The organism is Rhodococcus sp. ACS1 (genome assembly GCF_002300155.1).
Taxonomy (GTDB): Bacteria; Actinomycetota; Actinomycetes; order Mycobacteriales; family Mycobacteriaceae; genus Rhodococcus_F; species Rhodococcus_F koreensis.
Genome location: NZ_NSDZ01000001.1, coordinates 1,481,463 through 1,499,409, shown reverse-complemented (window position 1 = coordinate 1,499,409; position 17,947 = coordinate 1,481,463). Strand labels below are relative to the sequence as shown.

General features: G+C 69.8%; 15 protein-coding genes. 8 read left to right on the top strand and 7 right to left on the bottom strand.

Features of this window, described 5'->3' with window-relative positions:
- Positions 1–100: 100 nt before the first annotated feature.
- From CJ179_RS07055 to CJ179_RS07045, 3 genes are read right to left on the bottom strand one after another with little or no spacing between them, the layout of a single operon-like run.
- On the bottom strand, positions 101–3,979 hold the full coding sequence (locus CJ179_RS07055) for an ABC transporter ATP-binding protein (RefSeq protein ID WP_095860981.1): 3,879 nt from the start codon (positions 3,977–3,979) through the stop codon (positions 101–103).
- A gap of 50 nt (positions 3,980–4,029) precedes the next feature.
- On the bottom strand, positions 4,030–4,809 hold the full coding sequence (locus CJ179_RS07050) for an ABC transporter permease (protein ID WP_072948324.1): 780 nt from the start codon (positions 4,807–4,809) through the stop codon (positions 4,030–4,032).
- The gene (locus CJ179_RS07045; RefSeq protein WP_095861082.1) at positions 4,806–5,954 is read right to left on the bottom strand and encodes an ABC transporter ATP-binding protein; all 1,149 of its coding nucleotides are present in this window, start codon (positions 5,952–5,954) and stop codon (positions 4,806–4,808) included. Before CJ179_RS07045 ends, CJ179_RS07050 begins: the two co-directional genes overlap by 4 nt.
- Before the next feature lie 125 nt (positions 5,955–6,079).
- Between CJ179_RS07045 and CJ179_RS07040 the strand changes: the two genes are divergently transcribed.
- The gene (locus tag CJ179_RS07040; RefSeq protein WP_072948326.1) at positions 6,080–7,465 is read left to right on the top strand and encodes a glutamate decarboxylase; all 1,386 of its coding nucleotides are present in this window, start codon (positions 6,080–6,082) and stop codon (positions 7,463–7,465) included.
- Between the two features lies 1 nt (position 7,466).
- On the opposite strand, the gene CJ179_RS07035 is transcribed toward CJ179_RS07040, so the two are convergent.
- On the bottom strand, positions 7,467–8,153 hold the full coding sequence (locus tag CJ179_RS07035; protein WP_072948328.1) for a hypothetical protein: 687 nt from the start codon (positions 8,151–8,153) through the stop codon (positions 7,467–7,469).
- A gap of 99 nt (positions 8,154–8,252) precedes the next feature.
- Here CJ179_RS07035 and CJ179_RS07030 point away from each other — a divergent pair, with 99 nt between their 5' ends.
- Both CJ179_RS07030 and CJ179_RS07025 read left to right on the top strand, forming a co-directional pair.
- Positions 8,253–9,107, top strand: a complete 855-nt coding sequence (locus CJ179_RS07030; RefSeq protein ID WP_095860980.1) for a helix-turn-helix domain-containing protein — start codon at positions 8,253–8,255, stop codon at positions 9,105–9,107.
- Positions 9,108–9,111: 4 nt separating this feature from the next.
- Entirely contained in the window at positions 9,112–9,507 is a 396-nt protein-coding gene (locus tag CJ179_RS07025; protein ID WP_072948330.1) for a VOC family protein, read from the top strand.
- Between the two features lie 10 nt (positions 9,508–9,517).
- Here CJ179_RS07025 and CJ179_RS07020 read toward each other — a convergent pair whose 3' ends face one another.
- The gene (locus CJ179_RS07020) at positions 9,518–10,555 is read right to left on the bottom strand and encodes a glutathione S-transferase family protein (RefSeq protein WP_095860979.1); all 1,038 of its coding nucleotides are present in this window, start codon (positions 10,553–10,555) and stop codon (positions 9,518–9,520) included.
- Positions 10,556–10,587: 32 nt separating this feature from the next.
- On the bottom strand, positions 10,588–11,310 hold the full coding sequence (locus CJ179_RS07015; RefSeq protein ID WP_072948332.1) for a GNAT family N-acetyltransferase: 723 nt from the start codon (positions 11,308–11,310) through the stop codon (positions 10,588–10,590).
- A gap of 72 nt (positions 11,311–11,382) precedes the next feature.
- Here CJ179_RS07015 and CJ179_RS07010 point away from each other — a divergent pair, with 72 nt between their 5' ends.
- Positions 11,383–12,006, top strand: coding sequence for a PadR family transcriptional regulator (locus CJ179_RS07010; RefSeq protein WP_257015356.1), 624 nt, complete (start codon positions 11,383–11,385; stop codon positions 12,004–12,006).
- A 2-nt stretch (positions 12,007–12,008) separates the two neighbouring features.
- Positions 12,009–13,508, top strand: a complete 1,500-nt coding sequence (locus tag CJ179_RS07005; RefSeq protein ID WP_095860978.1) for an MFS transporter — start codon at positions 12,009–12,011, stop codon at positions 13,506–13,508.
- Here CJ179_RS07005 and CJ179_RS07000 read toward each other — a convergent pair.
- Positions 13,462–14,826, bottom strand: coding sequence for an FAD-binding oxidoreductase (locus CJ179_RS07000; RefSeq protein ID WP_095860977.1), 1,365 nt, complete (start codon positions 14,824–14,826; stop codon positions 13,462–13,464). The two genes, CJ179_RS07005 and CJ179_RS07000, sit on opposite strands and share 47 nt — an antisense overlap.
- A 40-nt stretch (positions 14,827–14,866) precedes the next feature.
- Between CJ179_RS07000 and CJ179_RS06995 the strand changes: the two genes are divergently transcribed.
- From CJ179_RS06995 to CJ179_RS06985, 3 genes are all read left to right on the top strand, one after another.
- Complete coding sequence (locus CJ179_RS06995) at positions 14,867–15,670, top strand: enoyl-CoA hydratase/isomerase family protein (protein WP_072948336.1); 804 nt, start codon at positions 14,867–14,869, stop codon at positions 15,668–15,670.
- Between the two features lie 81 nt (positions 15,671–15,751).
- Positions 15,752–16,948, top strand: coding sequence for a class I adenylate-forming enzyme family protein (locus CJ179_RS06990; RefSeq protein WP_072948337.1), 1,197 nt, complete (start codon positions 15,752–15,754; stop codon positions 16,946–16,948).
- Between the two features lie 26 nt (positions 16,949–16,974).
- A complete protein-coding gene (locus CJ179_RS06985) occupies positions 16,975–17,940 on the top strand; it encodes an adenosine deaminase (protein ID WP_072948338.1) in 966 nt (321 codons plus the stop codon).
- Positions 17,941–17,947 lie beyond the last annotated feature (7 nt).

Genomic DNA, 17,947 nt, shown 5'->3' with positions numbered 1-17,947 from the left:
GCCTCGTTTCTATTTCGGTACCCGATCAGAGCGCCTATATACATGAGACTAGCCCTCGCGTGTGACGTGTAGATCGCCAGGCCTGCACGTGTGAGCTGTCTCACGGCCAACCGATGGGGTCACCATCGATGACGGTTCTCGCCCCGCGATTATTCCCCGCCCCGGTCTCCGCCGCATCCCACAGTCCCGAATAGTGGCCACCGGCATAGCGCAGGGTGGCGTGCGATCCCGTTTCCACCACCCGGCCCTTGTCGATGACGAGGATCACATCTGCCCGGGCCGCGGTGGCCAGCCGGTGGGCCACCACCACCGACGTGCGGGTGCGTGTCACACGGCTGCTCGCCTCGAGAACTACCTGCTCGGTGGCCGGATCGAGCGTCGCGGTCGCCTCGTCGAGCAGCAGCAGATCGGGGTCGACCAGCTCGGCTCGGGCGAGCGCGATCAGCTGGCGCTGGCCCGCCGACAAACCCTGCCCGCGCTCGCCGATGGGGTGATGCATCCCACCCCGCAATTCGGCGATCGTGCCCAGTGCTCCGACCGCGCGGGCCGCGTTCTCGATCTCTTCCCGGCTCGCATCCGGGCGGCCGTACGCGATGTTGGTGGCGACGGTCCCGGTGAAGAGGTGGGCTTCCTGGGGGACGACGCCGAGCCGTCCGCGGTACTCGCCGAGTGGGTACCGGCGGAGGTCCACGTCGTCGACGAGCACCGCCCCGGACGTCGGGTCGTAGAAGCGGGCGAGCAGCTTCACGATGGTCGACTTGCCCGCACCGGTCCGGCCGACGAGTGCGACGGTGGTGCCGGCGGGGATGTGCAGTTCGATGTCGGTGAGGGCGTCGCTGTCCGCGCCCTGATAGCGGAACCCGACGTCGCGCAGGCACAGCTCGCCGCGCAGATGCCCGTGGATCGGCTGGAGATCGTCACGGGAGGTCGCCCGCTCGATGGAGCTGGGTGTGCGGAGCAGGTCTCCGATCCGGAGCAGGCCCACACTGGCCTGCTGATACCCGTCGAACACCTGCGACAGCTGCTGGATGGGCCCGAACAGCAGCCCGAGGTACAGCACGAAGGCGACGAGGGTCCCTGTGGACGTGTGACCGCCCGCGACCTGGTGTGCACCGACGAACACCACGGTGGCCAGGGCGAGGTCCGACAGGAACGCGATGAACGGGAAGTACAGCGAGATCGCCCGCTGCGACCGCATCCGGCTGCGACGGTAGCTGTCGGCCCGCTCGGCGAACCGGCGGGCGGCGAACTCCTCGCGGCGGTATGCCTGGGCGGCGCGGAGCCCGGCGACGTTCTCCTGGAAGTCGGCGTTGACGAGGGAGATCCGCTCCCGCGAGACCGTGTACGCCACCGAGGAGATCCGGCGGAAGATCAGCGTCGCGACGAGGAGCGGCGGGATGACGGCGAGGGCCACCAGCGCGAGCGTGACGTTCGTGACGACGAGGGCGACCGAGATGCCGAGGACGGTCAGCACGCTCACCACAGCGGTGGACATCCCCGTCTGGATGAACGAGGACAGCGCGTCGACGTCGGTGGTCATCCGCGTCATGATGCGGCCGGACAGTTCGCGCTCGTAGTAGTCGAGCCCGAGCCGCTGCAGGTGGGCGTAGCTGCGCACCCGCAACCCGAACAGCACCCGTTCTCCCGCTCGCGCGGTGAGCACCGTCATCAGGGCGACGACGAGCCAGCCGGCGACGACGAGCGCGACGCCCACCCCCGCGGCAGTCCAGAGCGTCGCGGCGTCCTGCGGGACGACACCGTGGTCGATCGCGTACCGGACGATGGACGGGAACGCGATCCCCGCCAGCGCGTCGAGCGCGAGGCAGACGACGACGGCCACGAGGAGGCCGCGGACCGGCCGCAGGATCCGCGACAGCCGGAAGTCGGGTTCGGGGAGGCGCAGGTTCCGCGTCTCGATGCCTGGGCTCTCGACGGCCGGCGGCAGCGCATTCACGGCGTCCCGGAGTTCGGGGGTGGCGGCCACGCTGCCCAGCGCTCCCGCCATCGGTCCGCCGCCGGCACGGCCGCCGGGGCCCGCGCCGGGGGCCGGGGTGCGGCCGGACGAGGCGGCCGCGACGGGTCCGTCCCATTCCTCGGCGTCCTCCGGCCACAACTCGGACTCGGACGGCACGCGCCGATACGGCATGGGGTCGCTCGGTGCGGGGACGCTGACGTCGATGGGGCCCGCGTTCTCGGCGGAGGCGAACAGTGCGCGGAAGAGCGGACACCGTTCGTCGAGTTCGGAGACCGTGCCGGAATCGACGATCCGTCCGCCGTCGAGAACGGCGACGCGGTCCGCGAGCGACAGCGTGGAGCGGCGATGCGCCAGTATCAGTGCCGTCCGGCCGTGGTTGGCGCGCAGTGCCTCGAAGATCGACGCCTCGGTGGTGGCGTCGACAGCGGACGTGGCGTCGTCGAGGATCAGCACCCGCGGGTCGGTGAGGAGTGCGCGTGCCAGCGCGATCCGCTGCCGCTGTCCGCCCGACAACGTGAGTCCACGTTCGCCGACGACGGTGTCGTAGCCCTCCGGCAACGCGGAGACGAATTCGTCGGCGGCGGCCATGGCGGCGGCGGCGCGGATCTCCTCGGCGCTGGCGTCGGGCCTGCCGAGCGCGATGTTGGCCGCGATGGTGTCGGAGAAGAGGAAGGGTTCGTCGAACACGAGTCCGACCGCCTCACGCAACTGCTCGGCGCTCAGGGTGGACACGTCGAACGATTCGCCGCCGGACGTGAGGGACACCGAACCCGAGGACGGCGCGTAGAAGCGGGGGAGCAGCAGCGACAGTGCGGTCTTGCCGGAGCCGGCCATGCCGACCACCGCGACCGTCTCGCCGGGTGCGATCCGCAGGTCGAGCCCGCGATGGACGTGGCGCTCCGATTCGAACCCGAACGTCACCGAGCGCAGATCCACACCGAGCGGTCCGCCGGGCAGCGCGGTGGGGTGCGGTGGGTCCGCGACCTCCGGTTCGGCGTCGATCACCTCGTACACGCGCTCGACGGCGGCCCTGGACAGCTGGGCCATGATCACGACCGACGACAGGGTGCGGGTGACGCCGGTCATCGTGGCGACGTAGGTGGCGAAGGCGAGGAACGTGCCGATCGTGATGGTCCCGTGCAGTGCGAGGTAGCCGCCGATCGCGATGACGCCGACGAGGCCGAGTTGGGGCAGCGCCGCCATGGTCGGGGCGAAGCGCGCGTTGATCCGGGCGGCCCGCAGGCGTTCGGCGTACAGCGCCCGGCTGTGGTCCTCGAGTTGGTCGACGGCCCGGCGTTCCTGGCCGAAGCCCTTGACCACGCGGACACCGGTGACGGTTTCCTCGACGTGCTGCGCGAGGTCGGCCGCCCGCTGCTGCGCCGACCAGGTGGCCGCGAACAGCTTCGGTCGCATCGTGTACACGACGAGGCAGACCGCGGGAACGATCACCAGCGCGACGACGGTCAGCAACGGCGAGAGCCACGCCATGATCGCGAGGGCGAGGACGAATTGGAGCAGCGCTCCCGCCGACAGCGGGACCATTGCGAGCAGGCCCTGCACCAGCTGGAGGTCGGTGATGGACCGGGACACCACCTGGCCGGTGCGGATCTGATCCTGCCCCCGCCCGTCGAGCCGTTGCAGCGCGCCGAGCAGGCCCAGCCGCAGGTCGTGCTGGACGTCCAGGGACAGCTTGCCCGCGAGCATCCGGCGGCCGTACTGGCAGCCGAACCGCACGCACGCGAGCAGTGCGATGAGCAGTGCGGCGGTGCCGATCACCTGGGTGGCGCTACCGGAGCCCGCTGCGTCGACCGCGTACTTGGTGAGGAGGGGAAACGAGATATCGATGCCGGCGGCGATCACCGTCACGGTCAGGGCGCCGAGTGCGACGCGACGGTGCGCCCAGCACTCACCGCTCAGCCGTCGAATCCAGCCCGGCCGTGCCTGATCCCGCTCCAGCGTCTGTTCCCGTTCGATCACCGAACCGGACGCACTCTCACCTACCACTGGGTCCACGTTAGCGCCGGGTGCCGACAGGGCCGGTATCCGGCGCGGCGTCAGGTGATGTCGCGCTGCCGGGTGAGCGCCCAACCGCCTGCGACGAAGACCGCCGTCCACCCGAGCAGGGCGAGGGGTGCGGCAGGCCAGAGCGTCAGCCAGTCGATCTCGTTGCCTGCGGCCGCGTTGGCGACCGTCCCGAGGGTGGCGGACACGGGGAGGATGCCGCCGACGGAGCCGATGCCGATTCCGCTGAGGATCGAGCGGAGGATCATCTCGCCGAGGGTGTACCAGACGACGAGGGCGATGCAGCTTCCGACGGACGAGCCGGTGAGCATCGACACGCCGCCGCCGATGAGCGCCCAGAGTGTCGCGCAGATCAGGGCCGCCCCGAGCATCGCGAACAGGGATCCGCGCAGTTCGAAGGTGTCACCGCCGAACGTCAGCAGCAGGGCGACGCTGACCACCTCCACCACGAGGCAGTAGAAGAAGCCGAACGCCGCGGTGACGGCGAGCTTGGCGCCGATCACCCCGTCCCGGCCGCGGGCGGTGAGGAACGTGGTGGTGAGCGTCTTGTACCGGAATTCCGTGCCCACGTTGACCGCCCCGAACAGTGCGGCGAACAGGACGACGAGGGCGACGGCGACGGCCAGCCCGAACAGGGTGGCGGCGAGGTTGGCCTCGTTCGGATCGGCCTCGAACGCGTCGGTGAAGGCGCGCATCACCGGAAGGGTGATCGCGCTCGAGAACATTCCGACGATCAGCGGTGCCAGACCGAGCATCCACCAGAAACGCAATGTGGTGACCTTGCGGAATTCCGCGGTGAGCAGTGTTGTCATCGCGGACCTCCGGACATCGGACCCTGCTGGAGGTGTGCGGGTGGTGGGCCGTAGCCCGGTGGCGGGGCGTATCCCGGTTGCGCGGGGTAGCCGGGCGGCGGCCCGTAGCCGGGTTGCGGGGCGTAACCCGGTTGTGCGGGGTAGCCGGGCGGCGCGTACCCGGGCTGGGGAGCGTACGTCTGCGGCGGGCCGTACCCCGAGGGCGCGGCGGGGCTCGCCCCGGCGACGTACTGGCCCGCGGTCATCGACAGGAAGAGCTGCTCGAGGTCGATGTGATCGCCGACGGCCCCGAAGATCGTCACCCCGGCTCCCGCGGCGACGGACTCGACGAGTTCGAGGGACGCACCGACGACGGCGAGGCGCCCATCGGCGAGCGAGCGGGCGTCGACGATGCCCTTCGCGGCCAGGGCGGTCGCCAGCGCGGCCGGGCTCGACGACGCGACCAGCAACCGGCTCTGCTGCGACTTGCGCAACTCCTCCATGCGTCCCTGGTAGACGAGGGAGCCGCGGCTGACGATCACCAGATTGTCGACGGTCTGCTCCACCTCGCGGAGGATGTGGCTCGAAATCAGCACGGTGCGGCCGGATGCGGCGAAGCCCTTCAGGAATTCGCGCAGCCAGGCGATGCCCTCGGGGTCGAGCCCGTTGGCCGGTTCGTCGAGGATCAGGATCCGCGGATCACCGAGCAGCGCCGTCGCCAGCGACAGCCGCTGACGCATGCCGAGGGAGAAACCGCCCGCCTTGCGACCGGCGACGTCCTCGAGCCCGACGAGTGCGAGCACCTGGCGTGCGCGTGCGTCCGGAACGCGGATCGCGGACGCGTACACCTTCAGGTGGTCGAGTGCCGTCCGGTTGGGGTGCAGGCTCTGCGAGTCGAGGACGGCGCCGACCGTGCGCGCGGGGTCGACGAGGGAGCGGATCGGGACGCCGGCGACCGTGGAGGTGCCGGACGTCGGCTTCACGAGACCGAGGATCATCCGCAGCGTCGTGGTCTTGCCCGAGCCGTTGGGCCCGAGGAATCCGGTGATCGATCCCTGCGGCACGGTGAAGCCGAGGTCCGTGACCGCGTCGACGTTCTTGAAGCGTTTCGACAGCCCCCGCACCTCGATCGGCGCCGCGAAACTTCCCGGGATTACTGTGGTCAACCCGTCCTCCCCTGCCACAATCGAATGGAACTGTTCCGACCCTACTGGGCTGCCGTGCCGAGATTCACCAACTGCGTACAGGCGTCGCGACGGCGCTTGCTGACACCAATCGATTGGGGACGCACATGAGCAAGCACCACCATCATCACCAACGCGACGTCATCTCTCCCGCGTACACCGGGCGCCTCTCGGTCGACCCGTTTCCGGCGTTGCGGATGCCGGACGACGAAACCGATCCCGAGGCCACGTACCGGTTCATCCACGACGAGTTGATGCTCGACGGCAGTTCCCGGTTGAACCTGGCCACGTTCGTCACCACGTGGATGGATCCCGAGGCCGACAAATTGATGGCCGAGACGTTCGACAAGAACATGATCGACAAGGACGAGTACCCCGCGACGGCGGCGATCGAGGCCCGCTGCGTGTCGATGGTGGCCGATCTGTTCCACGCCCCCGACCTGTCGACCACCGACCCGGCCAGCGCCACCGGCGTCTCGACGATCGGTTCCAGCGAGGCGGTCATGCTCGGTGGGCTTGCGCTCAAGTGGCGGTGGCGGGCGAAGCAGGAAGCGGCCGGGAAGGACACTGCCCGGCCGAATCTGGTGCTCGGCAGCAACGTCCAGGTGGTGTGGGAGAAGTTCTGCCGGTACTTCGACGTCGAGCCCAAGTACCTGCCGATGGAGAAGGGCCGCTACGTCATCACGCCCGAGCAGGTGCGGGACGCGGTCGACGAAAACACCATCGGTGCGATCGTGATCGTGGGCACCACCTATACCGGGGAACTCGAGCCGGTGGCCGAGATCGCGGCAGCGCTCGACGCGCTCGCCGCGTCCGGCGGCCCGGACGTCCCGATCCACGTGGACGCGGCGAGCGGTGGCTTCGTCGTCCCGTTCCTGCAACCGGAGTTGTTGTGGGACTTCCGGGTTCCGCGCGTCGCCTCGATCAACGTGAGTGGTCACAAGTACGGGTTGACGTATCCGGGGATCGGGTTCGTGGTGTGGCGTGAGCGTGAGTACCTTCCCGAGGGGCTGGTGTTCCGGGTCAACTACCTGGGCGGCGACATGCCGACGTTCACCCTCAACTTCTCGCGGCCCGGTAATCAGGTGGTGGGCCAGTACTACAACTTCCTGCGGCTCGGCCGGAAAGGCTACCGGTCGATCATGGAGACGCTGCGCGACACCGCGGTCCGGGTCGGCAAGCGCATCGCCGAGCTCGAATACTTCACCCTCATCACGGACGGGACCGACATACCGGTGCTGTCGTTCGAACTGGTCGGCGACCCCGGGTTCACGGTCTTCGACGTGTCACACGAGATGCGGGCGCGGGGCTGGCAGGTGCCCGCCTACACGATGCCCGCCGACGCGGAGGACGTGGCGGTTCTGCGCATCGTCGTCCGCGAGGGCTTCAGCGCCGACCTGGGGACCCTCGTCGCCGAGGCGATCGAGGAAGTGTGCGCCGAACTCTGCGAGAAGGGCGGCGGGCGTTCGACGGAACAGCACTTCGCCCACTAGGTCACGCTTCGATCGCGCGGAGCTCGTCCGGCCAGCGGGCAGGCGCGGGACCGAATGCCTCCCGCGAGTTCTTGATGACGCCCTTGCCGATGGCCCGGTTGCCGGCGCCGCCGATGGCGGCGCCGATGCCGGCGGGCACGAGTTTGCCGAGTATCAGCGCGCTGCGGCGGGCGGCGTACTTGGTGATGAACTTGCGCACCAGCGTGCTGTTCATGCCCTTCATCGTGGGGCCGGGGATGCGGCTGGTGATGGCGCTGGCCCAGTTCTTCGCCGTCACACCGGTCGCCTTCTGGACGATCTCCATGCCCGATTCGCCGAGGGCCACCGAGAGGACCAGTGCGCGCCGCTGCTGATGGTCGGCGGCGGAGATGCCGTGCACCGACGCGACGGCGAGGGTGAGCAGCGCCGCCGCTTCCAGGAAGAACGCCGATTCGGCGCCCACCGCCGCGATGGAGGCGACAGTGCCGACCCCGGGAATGGCGGCGGTGGCGCCGACGGCGCTGCCGCTGCCCGTCACCGCCAGCAGGAACATCTTCTCCATGCGCTCGACGATCTGCGCGGGCGACTCACCGGGGTGCGAGCGCCGGACCCATTCGACGTACTTGGCCACCGCGGGCGCCTGGAGCCGGCTTCCGTTGTCGAGGACCGAGACCAGTACCTTCTCCACCGGTCCACCATTGCCAGCCATCGGGGCTCCCGTCTCGCCTAGTGCTTCGAGTGTGCTGGCACCGACTGTAGGTGAGCGAACGCCGTGGCCGCTGTCGGCGCCGTTGCCTAGGCTGGTGTCGTGAGCGTCGCCGACAGCGATACCGCGGTGTCGTCCGGGGCCTTCCGGCGCCCGGCCGCACCCCTGCGCGCCCTGGTCACGGGGTACGACGGCTACCGGCTCGCCGGGTTCGAGCCCGGCATCCATCTCGGTCTGCCCTCGCCCTGCCTGACGGTGATCGTGACGATCGACGAGCCCCTCGACATCGCAGCCCAGGCGGCGCCCGAGCAGGCGCCCGGTCGATACGACACGCTGGCCAGCGGCATCGCGACGGCACCGGTGACGATCCGGCACGACGGCAACCAGCACGGCGTCCAGCTGGCACTCAGCCCGCTCGGCGCCCGGGCGCTGCTGGGCGTGCCCACCGCCGCCCTGGGTGCGTGGGTCGTCGGCCTCGAGGACCTGCTCGGTTCCGAGGCGGGGGAGTTGACGGAACGGCTGTCCCTCGAACCCGGCTGGGACGGGCGGTTCGCGATCCTCGACGAGATCCTCACGCGCCGCGCCGCGCCTGCGGAGATCGACCCGCATCTCACCCGCGCCTGGCACCTGCTCGTCGCCGGCGGCGGTGTCCGGGTCGGCGACGTCGCGCACGAGGTCGGCTGGAGCAGAAGGCATCTGGTGAACAGGTTCGTCGCGGAGTACGGCGTGACGCCCAAGGACGTGGTGCGGTTGTCCCGCTTCGATCGTGCGCACCGGATGCTCAAGGGGGCCGCCGGGGCGACACTCGCCGACGTGTCCGCGGTGTGCGGCTACTACGACCAGGCCCACATGGCGCGGGACTGGCGCGATCTCGCGGGAGTCCCGCCGTCGCGGTGGCGGGAGATCGACCCCTTCTCATTCGTCCAAGACCCCGACCCCGACGACGGTGCACGGTGATGTCATGACTACTTCGACGCAAACCACATGTGTGTGGCCCACGCTCGTCTACCGCGACGCGCGGGGCGCGATCCGCTTCCTCGTCGAGGCCTTCGGGTTCGCCGAGAAGGCGGTGTACGGCGAGGGCGACCGGGTCGATCACGCCGAACTCGGCTGGCCGAAGGGCGGCGGCATCATGCTCGGCTCACCCCGCGACGACTCGGTCATCAGCGACCTGCCGCCGGGGACGGGGTCGGTGTACCTCGTCGTCGACGACCCCGACGCACTCCACGCGCGCGCCGTGGCCGCCGGCGCCACGATCGTCGCCGGACTGAAGGACGAGGACTACGGCTCGCGCGGATTCACCTGCCGCGACCCCGAGGGCGTGTTCTGGAGTTTCGGCACCTACGCCGGCGCCTAGATCCGCCCGATCACACGCCGTGCCCGGCCGGGACCTCCTCGCCGGGCTTCGGCGGAGGCGGCGGGGTGCCGTCCCCGAACGGCCTGCCGCCCAACCCTTCACGGCCGTGCGGCGTGAGCCAGCCGGACAGGTCGGGGCCCTTCGGCACGATCTGCGTGGGATTGATGTCGGTGTGCACGATGTAGTAGTGCTGCTTGATCTGGGTGAAGTCGATGGTGTCGCCGAACCCGGGCGTCTGGAAGAGGTCGCGCGCATAGCTCCACAGGACGGGCATCTCGTCGAGTTTGTTCCGGTTGCACTTGAAGTGCCCGTGATAGACCGCGTCGAACCGTGCCAGGGTGGTGAACAGCCGCACGTCGGCCTCGGTGATGGTGTCCCCGACGAGGTACCGGCGGTCGGTCAGCCGCTCCTCGAGCCAGTCGAGGCGGGCGAACAGGCGGTCGTAGGCGGACTCGTACGCCTCCTGGGATCCGGCGAATCCGCACCGGTACACACCGTTGTTCACGTCGCGGAACACGAGGTCGGCGACCTCGTCGATCTCGTCGCGCAGCGGCCCGGGGTAGAGGTCGGGCGCGCCGTCGCGGTGGTACCGCGTCCATTCCGACGACAGGTCCAGGGTGATCCGGGGGTAGTCGTTGGTGACCACCTGCCCGGTGGGGACGTCGACGATCGCCGGTACGGTGATGCCCCGCGGGTAGTCGGGGAAGCGCGCGAAGTACGCGTCCTGCAAGCGCGGGATCTTCAGCACGGGGTCGAGTCCGCCCGGGTCGAGATCGAAGGTCCAGCTGCGCTTGTCGTGGGTGGGGCCGCACAGCCCCATCGACAACACGTCTTCGAGCCCGAGCAGCCGCCGGACGATGATGGCGCGGTTGGCCCACGGGCAGGCGCGGGCGGCCACGAGTCGGTAGCGGTCGGGCTCGACGGGATAGCCGTCGCGGCCGTCGGCCGTGATGCGGGTGGGGATGTAGTGCGTGTCGCGCGTGAACTCGGCGCCGGATTCGACGTACGCGCCTTCCGTGCCGTGCGGTTCTGACGTTCGGTCTGTCATGGTCGACTCGTTCCCCGTCTTTCGATGTCGTCTCAGAGCGTACTTCGCGAGATCGTGACCTCGGCGTACGTTCCCAGTTCCCGGTACCCGGCGCGGGCGGCGAGCGCGCGCGAGGCCGGATTGCCGCGGGGCGAACGGCATTGGGCGATCAGGCCGGCGTCGAGTGCGTCGTCGGTGGCGATCCCGGCGACCGTGGCGCCCAGTCCCCGACGCCGGAACTCCGGTGCCGTGAGCACCCCGACATCGGCGAGGAATCCCTGGAACTCGGTGTAACCGGCACACCCGACCGGTTGCTGCGCGTCGTCGAGGATCGTGAACCACCGCTCGCGGTCTGCCACCCGGGCCTCGGCGACGTCATCCGGGGGACATGCCGCCTCGACCTGCCGGACGTGGTCGCGTTCGTGGGAGACGAGGGGTGGCGGGCCGGTCACCGGATCCTGGTAGTCGGTGCCGTACGCGAGCGCCACCGGGCCGGCGCACCGTCCGGACCGATCCTGGGTGAGGGCGAGCAGCGTCGCGGATTCCGTCAGTTCCTCCGCCGTGTGCCCGTCGGCGCGCTCGATCGCCCACCGCGGTCCGACGAGCGCGGACGTCTCGCCGAGGCGCAGGAATCGGATCGTGTCGGTGTCGTCGTCCACCCGGACCGCGCGGTCGTCGGCGTCCGGCCGGGCGGCCAGTGCGTCGTCGGGCAATCCCAGTTCGCGTGACCAGGCGAGTCGAATGATGTCGAGGTGATGGGAGTCCACGGGGCCCACGGTAGCCGCTTGTTCGCGCCGACCCCGGACGGTATATTCCACGTGGAGTATTCGACTCGGAGTAGTGGAAAGGTGGTGACCGTGGCACTCACGCCGCTCGGCGTCACCATCCTCGGCCTGCTGTGTGAGCGCACGATGCACCCGTACGAGATGTATCAACTCGCGGACACCCGCCGTGGACGCGTGGTGAAGATCCGGCCGGGGTCGCTGTACCACACCGTGAGCAGGCTCGAAGGTGAAGGACTGGTGCGCACCACCGGCACCGACCGGGCGGGAAACCGGCCCGAACGCACCATGTACGAGGTCACCGACGCGGGCCGGGAAGCGCTCGTCCACCGGGTGAGCGACATGCTCGCCACCCCGGTGCCCGAGTACCCGCAGTTCCCGCTCGCACTGGCCGAGGCGCACAACGTCGACGCACCCACCGTGGTGGAACTGCTCCGGGAACGGCTCGATCACCTCACCCGCGAGATCGACGAACTCGACACGGCCGCCGCGCTCGCCTGCTCCACCGAGATCCCCAGGATCTTCCTCCTCGGCAACGAATTCCTCGTCACCGTCGCCCGCGCGGAGCACGAATGGCTCCGCGCCCTGGTGGCCGACATCGACTCCGGCGCCCTGCCGTGGCTCTCGCCGGAACTCGTCGAACGACTGACACACTCACGCCGGATCCCGTCCGGTTCAGCAAAGGATTGATGATGGACACCGAGCGCACCGCACCACCCGAGCACCGAAATCCCTGGCCCGCGCTGTGGGCCCTCGTCATCGGCTTCTTCATGATCCTCGTCGACAGCACCATCGTCGCGGTGGCCAATCCGGCGATCATGAACGACCTGCACACCGACATCAACAAGGTCGTCTGGGTCACCAGTGCCTACCTGCTGGCGTACGCGGTGCCGCTGCTGGTCACCGGTCGACTCGGTGACCGCTTCGGTCCCAAGAACATCTACCTGATCGGGCTCGTCCTGTTCACCGGGGCGTCGCTGTGGTGCGGACTGTCCGGCACCATCACGATGCTCATCGTCGCGCGGGTGTTCCAGGGACTCGGCGCCGCACTGATGACGCCGCAGACGATGGCCGTCATCACCCGCACGTTCCCGCCGGACCGCCGCGGCACCGCGATGGGTCTGTGGGGTGCCGTCGCCGGTGTCGCCACCCTGGTGGGACCGCTCGCCGGCGGCGTGCTCGTGGACAACCTCGGCTGGCAGTGGATCTTCATCGTCAACGTCCCCGTCGGCGTGATCGCATTCGTGCTCGCCTGGCGACTCGTGCCTTCTCTCCAGACCCACGCGCACAAGTTCGACATCCCCGGGGTCGTGCTCAGCGCGCTCGGCATGTTCTTCCTCGTGTTCGGAATCCAGGAGGGCAGTTCCTACGACTGGTCGGCGACCGTGCTTGCCTCGATCGGCGCAGGCCTCGTCCTGCTCGGCGTCTTCGTCTGGTACCAGTCCTGGAACAAGAACGAGCCGCTGCTGCCGCTGGGCTTGTTCACGGACCGCAACTTCTCGCTCGCCAACGTGGCGATCACCTCGATGGGATTCGCGATCACCGCGATGGTCCTGCCGCTGATGTTCTACACGCAGGCGGTGCGCGGTCTGTCGCCCACCCGGTCGGCCCTGCTGCTCGTGCCCATGGCCGTCCTCACCGGTGTGTTCGCCCCGTTCATCGGCAAACTCGTCGACCGCACCCACCCGCGGTACATCGCGGGCGCCGGGTTCCTGCTGTTCTCGATCGCGCTCGGCTGGCTGTCCATGGTGATGTCGCCCGACGTGGCGATCTGGGAACTGCTGCTGCCGATCGGGCTGATCGGTCTGGCCAACGCGTGTATCTGGTCGCCGCTTGCGGCCACGGCCACCCACAACCTTCCGCCCCATCAGGCGGGCGCCGGGGCGGGCGTCTACAACACGACCCGCCAGGTCGGCGCGGTCCTCGGCAGCGCCGCGATCGGCGCGCTCATCACGGCCCGCCTGTCCGCGCAGGGGCTGAACGCCGACAGCCAGGAGGCCGGAGTCGGGGAGATGCCCGAGTTCGTGAAGGAACCGTTCGCCACGGCGATGTCGCAGTCGATCTGGCTGCCCGCCGCCGTCCTGCTGGTCGGTTTCGTCGCCTCCGTCTGTTTCGCCCGACCGTTGCGGGAGAAGAAGCCCGGGGTCAGTGCGGACGACGCAGCCAGTCGGGAAACATCACTGCGGGGTTGAGGTAGTCGTCGGGGTCGAACGCCCGCTTGATCGTCCACATCGCGCCGATGTCCTCGCGGCTGAGCGCGAGGTCCAGGTAGTTGCGTTTGTGTGCGCCGACGCCGTGTTCGGAGGCGATGTTGCCGCCGTGGTCGCGGATCAGTTCCGTCACCGGCCGGTACAGCACGGACTCGTCGGGGCAGCGCAGCACGTTGAGGTGGACGTTGCCGTCGGCGACGTGCCCGAACAGTATCGGGACCGCGTCGGGTGCCCGGCTCGCCACCAGCGCGACGGCGTCGGCGACGAACGCGGCGAGTGCGTCCAGCGGGAGGGCGGCGTCGAATTTCAGCGGTGGCCCGAACAGCCCGACCACGTCCGCGAACGCGTCGCGCGCCGCCCACACCCGGGCGCGGCCTGCGGGATCGATCCCGACGGCGGGTTCGTCGTCGGGATCGCACCGTTCCAGCGCGTCGGCGAGTTCGCCGGTGAGGTCGCGGTGGCCGGCCAGTTCCACCAGGAGATACCACGGCAGTCCCGTGGGAACCGCGAAACCGAGCCGCGCCGAGGCCAGGTCGAGCCCGCGGCCGTCGAGCATCTCCACGGCGTCGACGCCCCCCAGCCGCCGGACGACGTGCGCCGCGTCGATCAGCCCGGACAGGTGCGCGAACCCGGCGAGGGCGGTCACACGGAATTCCGGAACCGGGTGCAGCGCCAGATCGACGGCCGTGACCACACCGAGGGTGCCCTCGCTGCCCACCCACAGCGCGGGCAGGTCGTATCCGCAGTTCTCGGCGCCCACCCGCATGCTGCGCCGCACGATCGCCCCGTCGGGGAGCACGACTTCCAGGCCCAGCACCTGCGCGGACATGTGGCCGTACCGCACGGTGTGCAGCCCGCCGGCGTTGGTCGACACCATGCCGCCGATCGTCGCGGAGTCGCGGGAGGCGAGGTCGACGCCGAACAACAGTCCGGCGTCGGACGCGACACGGCGTACCGCCGCGAGGGTGACCCCGGCGCCGACGGTGACGCGCAGATTCTCGCGGTCGGCGGCGCCCACCGCGGTCAGCCGTTCCGTCGACAGCAGCACGTCGTCGTGCTCGGGAACCGTGCCCGCCTCGAGTCCGGTGCGGCCGCCCTGCACCGTGACCTTCATACCGGCCCGGCGGCAGATGCCCAGCACGGCCGAGACTTCCGCGGCGTCCGCGGGCCGGACCAGTCCGCTCGCCTGCCCGCTGTAGCGCCCCGTGTGGTCGGTCGCGCGGGCGGCGAGCACGTCCGCGTCCACGGTCACGAACCGTTCCCCGACGACCTCGGCCAGCGCCGCACGCAGCGAGTCCACACCCCGATCGTAGGCGGAACAGGTGTGGCAGTCTGGCCGCATGACTGAGCCTGCCGCCGCGCATCCCACCCGACTCGAGCGTGTCCGCACCGACGCCGGCGCCGAGATCGCGATCCTGACGTTCGCCCACGGCCCACTGAACCTCTTCGATCAGGCGATGTTCGACGCCGTGCAGGCCGACGTCGCGGCACTCGCCGAGGATCCGCCCCGGGCGGTGCTGCTGCGCGCCGAGGGCAAGGTGGTCTCGGCGGGGGTGGACGTCCACGTGTTCGACGGGCTCACCGCGGAGCAGGGCGCGGACCTGTGGCAGGAGTTGTTCGCCGAGATCTGCCATCCGCTGGAGGCGCTGCCGTGCCCCGTCGTGTACGCGGCGCACGGACTGACGCTGACCGCCGCCTTCGAGATCGCCCTCGCCTGCGACATCATCCTCGCCGCGCCCAAGGCGAAGTTCGGACTGGTCGAGACGGTCGTGGGGCTGACCCCGTCGATGGGCGGTCCGCAGCGGCTGGCCGAGCGGGCAGGCTCCGGCCGCGCCCGGGAACTGGTGATGACCGGCGACCTGTACGACGCCGCGACGCTGCATGCGTGGGGTGTGGTCAACGCCGTCCACGAGGACGTCGACGCGCAGGCCCGCGCGCTCGCCGCACGCCTGGCGGACGGGCCGACGCGCGCACACGACGCCACGAAGCAGATCATCTCCGCGTGGCGATCGGGTGGAGTCGCCCACGCCGACTCGATCACGCCCGACGTGTCGGGTGCGCTGTTCGAGACCGAGGACCTCCGGGGTGCGGTACGCAGCTTCCTCGACGTGGGACCGGGCAAGGCGACGTACCGCGGGCGGTAGGCGTCGGCGATCCGCTCCCCGCAACTGTGACGGGCGTCATATAGTCGTGGCAAACGTCCCGGTCGCGCAGCGGAGGTGCAGATGTCGTCGTCCCTCGTCGAGTACCCGAGTAGGGGTCCGTTCTTCCGCGACGATCGCGTGGTCCGCGGTCGTGACGGCCTGCTCCGGTACGGCGGCCTCAACCCGTCGCTCACCGAACTGCTCGACATTTCCGTGCACCGCTACGCGGGCCGGGTCGCCGTCGAGGAGGACGGCGGCCGGTCACTCACGTTCTCGCAACTGTGGACGTCCGCGGCCCGGGTGGCGGGCGGGCTGAAGTCGAAGGGTGTCGAGATCGGCGACCGCGTCGCGGTCCGGCAGCCCATGGGGGTCCGCTGGGTGGAGGCGTTCCTCGGGGTGCTGCTCGCCGGCGGCGTGCCGGTCGGGGTGAGCCCGGCGCTCGACGACGCGCGGACCGGTCAGGTGCTCGCCGACAGCCAGTCGGTGCTGACCCTCGACGGCGAACTGCCGGAAGGTATCTCGTTCATCGACGACGGTGCGAGCCCGGACGAGCTGGTGCTGCTGTCGTACACGCCGGGCCCGTCGGAGTCCCCGAAGGGTGTGGAGCTGAGCAATGAGAACGTGCTCTCGACCATCGAATCCGTGCTCCACGCACGCGGGTTCAGCTCCGACGGACTGCGGAATCTCCTCGTCGAACCCGAACTGCACACCGTGGGATCGCTCGTCGAACTGCTCTCGACGCTGGTGGTGGGCGGAACGGTCCTGCTGACGGGGAGTACCGACGCGGCGTCGTGGCGAGGCACCGGAGCCGACGTGCTCACCGCGGCGCCCGCAGTTCTCCTGCGCGCCGTGGAGAGTTCGCGGGTGACGAGTTTCGGCCGGCGCGCGGTGCGCTGGATCGACTACAGCGGCTCGGGTCTGTCCCTCGACCAGTCGCAACTCCTCCGGCAAACATTTCCCGAGGCCAGACATTTCCTCGGGTGGGGCATGACCGAGACCTGCGGGGCCGGGCTGGCGTTGCCCGACGAGTGCGCTCTGACACACGCGGGCAGCGTCGGCGTCGCGTTCGGCGGGATGGAGGTGGCGCTCCTCGGGCCCGACGCCGGCCGCGGTGTCGGCGAATTGCTGTGTCGCGGTCCGGGAGTCAGCCGCGGCTACTGGAACCGCCCCGAGGTCACCGCGAAGACGTTCACCGGTGGCTGGTTTCACACCGGCGACACCGCGAATATCGACGGCGACGGCTTCGTCCGTATCGTCGACCGCGACACCGCTGCCTAGGTGGTGCGAAAGGCAGGTATCCACCCGTGAGCTCTCCCGTCGCCGAGCTGCACATGCACATCGAGGGTTCCCTCGAACCCGAGCTGATCTTCGCGCTGGCCGAACGGAATTCCGTGCAGCTGCCGTACGCGGACCTCGACGATCTCCGCTCGCGGTACCAGTTCACCGATCTGCAGTCGTTCCTCGACCTGTACTTCGCCAACATGCAGGTGCTGCGGACAGCCCAGGACTTCGCGGACCTTACCCGCGCCTACTTCGCGCGGGCGTCCGCGGGCGGCGTCGCGCACGTGGAGTTCTTCTTCAACCCGCAGGCCCACGTCAATCGTGGTGTCCCGCTGCACGACGTGCTCGACGGGATCATGGACGCGGTGAGCACCAGCGAGCGGGAGTTCGGTCTCAGCAGTGCCGCCATCGCCGCGATCCTGCGCGACCGTCCCGTGCACGAGGCGGAGGAAGTGTTCTCCGAGATCATCCGGTTGCAGACGCCGATCGTCGGGCTCGGACTGGACTCGGCCGAGGTGGGCAACCCGCCGTCGCTGTTCGAGGACGTCTTCGCCCGCGCCCGGTCGGAGGGGCTGCACGTGGTCGCCCACGCGGGCGAGGAGGGGCCGCCGGAGTACATCTGGCAGGCGCTCGATCTCCTCGGCGCCGAGCGAATCGACCACGGGGTGCGGGCGCTCGAGGATCCGGCTCTCGTGGCGCGCCTGGTGGACGAGGAAGTGCCGCTGACCGTGTGCCCGCTGTCGAACGTGCGGCTGTGCGTCGTCGACTCGCTGTCCGAGCACCCACTGCGGACCATGCTCGAGGCCGGCCTGCTCGTCACCGTCAATTCCGACGACCCCGCCTACTTCGGCGGGTACGTCGACGACAACTTCGCGCAACTGCGGGACCAGCTCGGCCTCACCGACGCCGAGCGGGACACCCTGGCCCGCAACTCGATCAAGGCGTCGTTCGCGAGCGACGCACGCAAGGCGCAACTGCTCCGCGGCTGACGGCCCG

Bases quoted from the DNA above. Each gene is read 5' to 3' on its own strand.
- CJ179_RS07005 (WP_095860978.1), top strand. From the start codon at position 12,009: ATGGACACCGAGCGCACCGCACCACCCGAGCACCGAAATCCCTGGCCC.
- CJ179_RS07035 (WP_072948328.1), bottom strand. From the start codon at position 8,153: ATGGCTGGCAATGGTGGACCGGTGGAGAAGGTACTGGTCTCGGTCCTC.
- CJ179_RS07020 (WP_095860979.1), bottom strand. From the start codon at position 10,555: ATGACAGACCGAACGTCAGAACCGCACGGCACGGAAGGCGCGTACGTC.
- CJ179_RS07050 (WP_072948324.1), bottom strand. From the start codon at position 4,809: ATGACAACACTGCTCACCGCGGAATTCCGCAAGGTCACCACATTGCGT.
- CJ179_RS07025 (WP_072948330.1), top strand. From the start codon at position 9,112: ATGACTACTTCGACGCAAACCACATGTGTGTGGCCCACGCTCGTCTAC.
- CJ179_RS06990 (WP_072948337.1), top strand. From the start codon at position 15,752: ATGTCGTCGTCCCTCGTCGAGTACCCGAGTAGGGGTCCGTTCTTCCGC.
- CJ179_RS06995 (WP_072948336.1), top strand. From the start codon at position 14,867: ATGACTGAGCCTGCCGCCGCGCATCCCACCCGACTCGAGCGTGTCCGC.
- CJ179_RS07040 (WP_072948326.1), top strand. From the start codon at position 6,080: ATGAGCAAGCACCACCATCATCACCAACGCGACGTCATCTCTCCCGCG.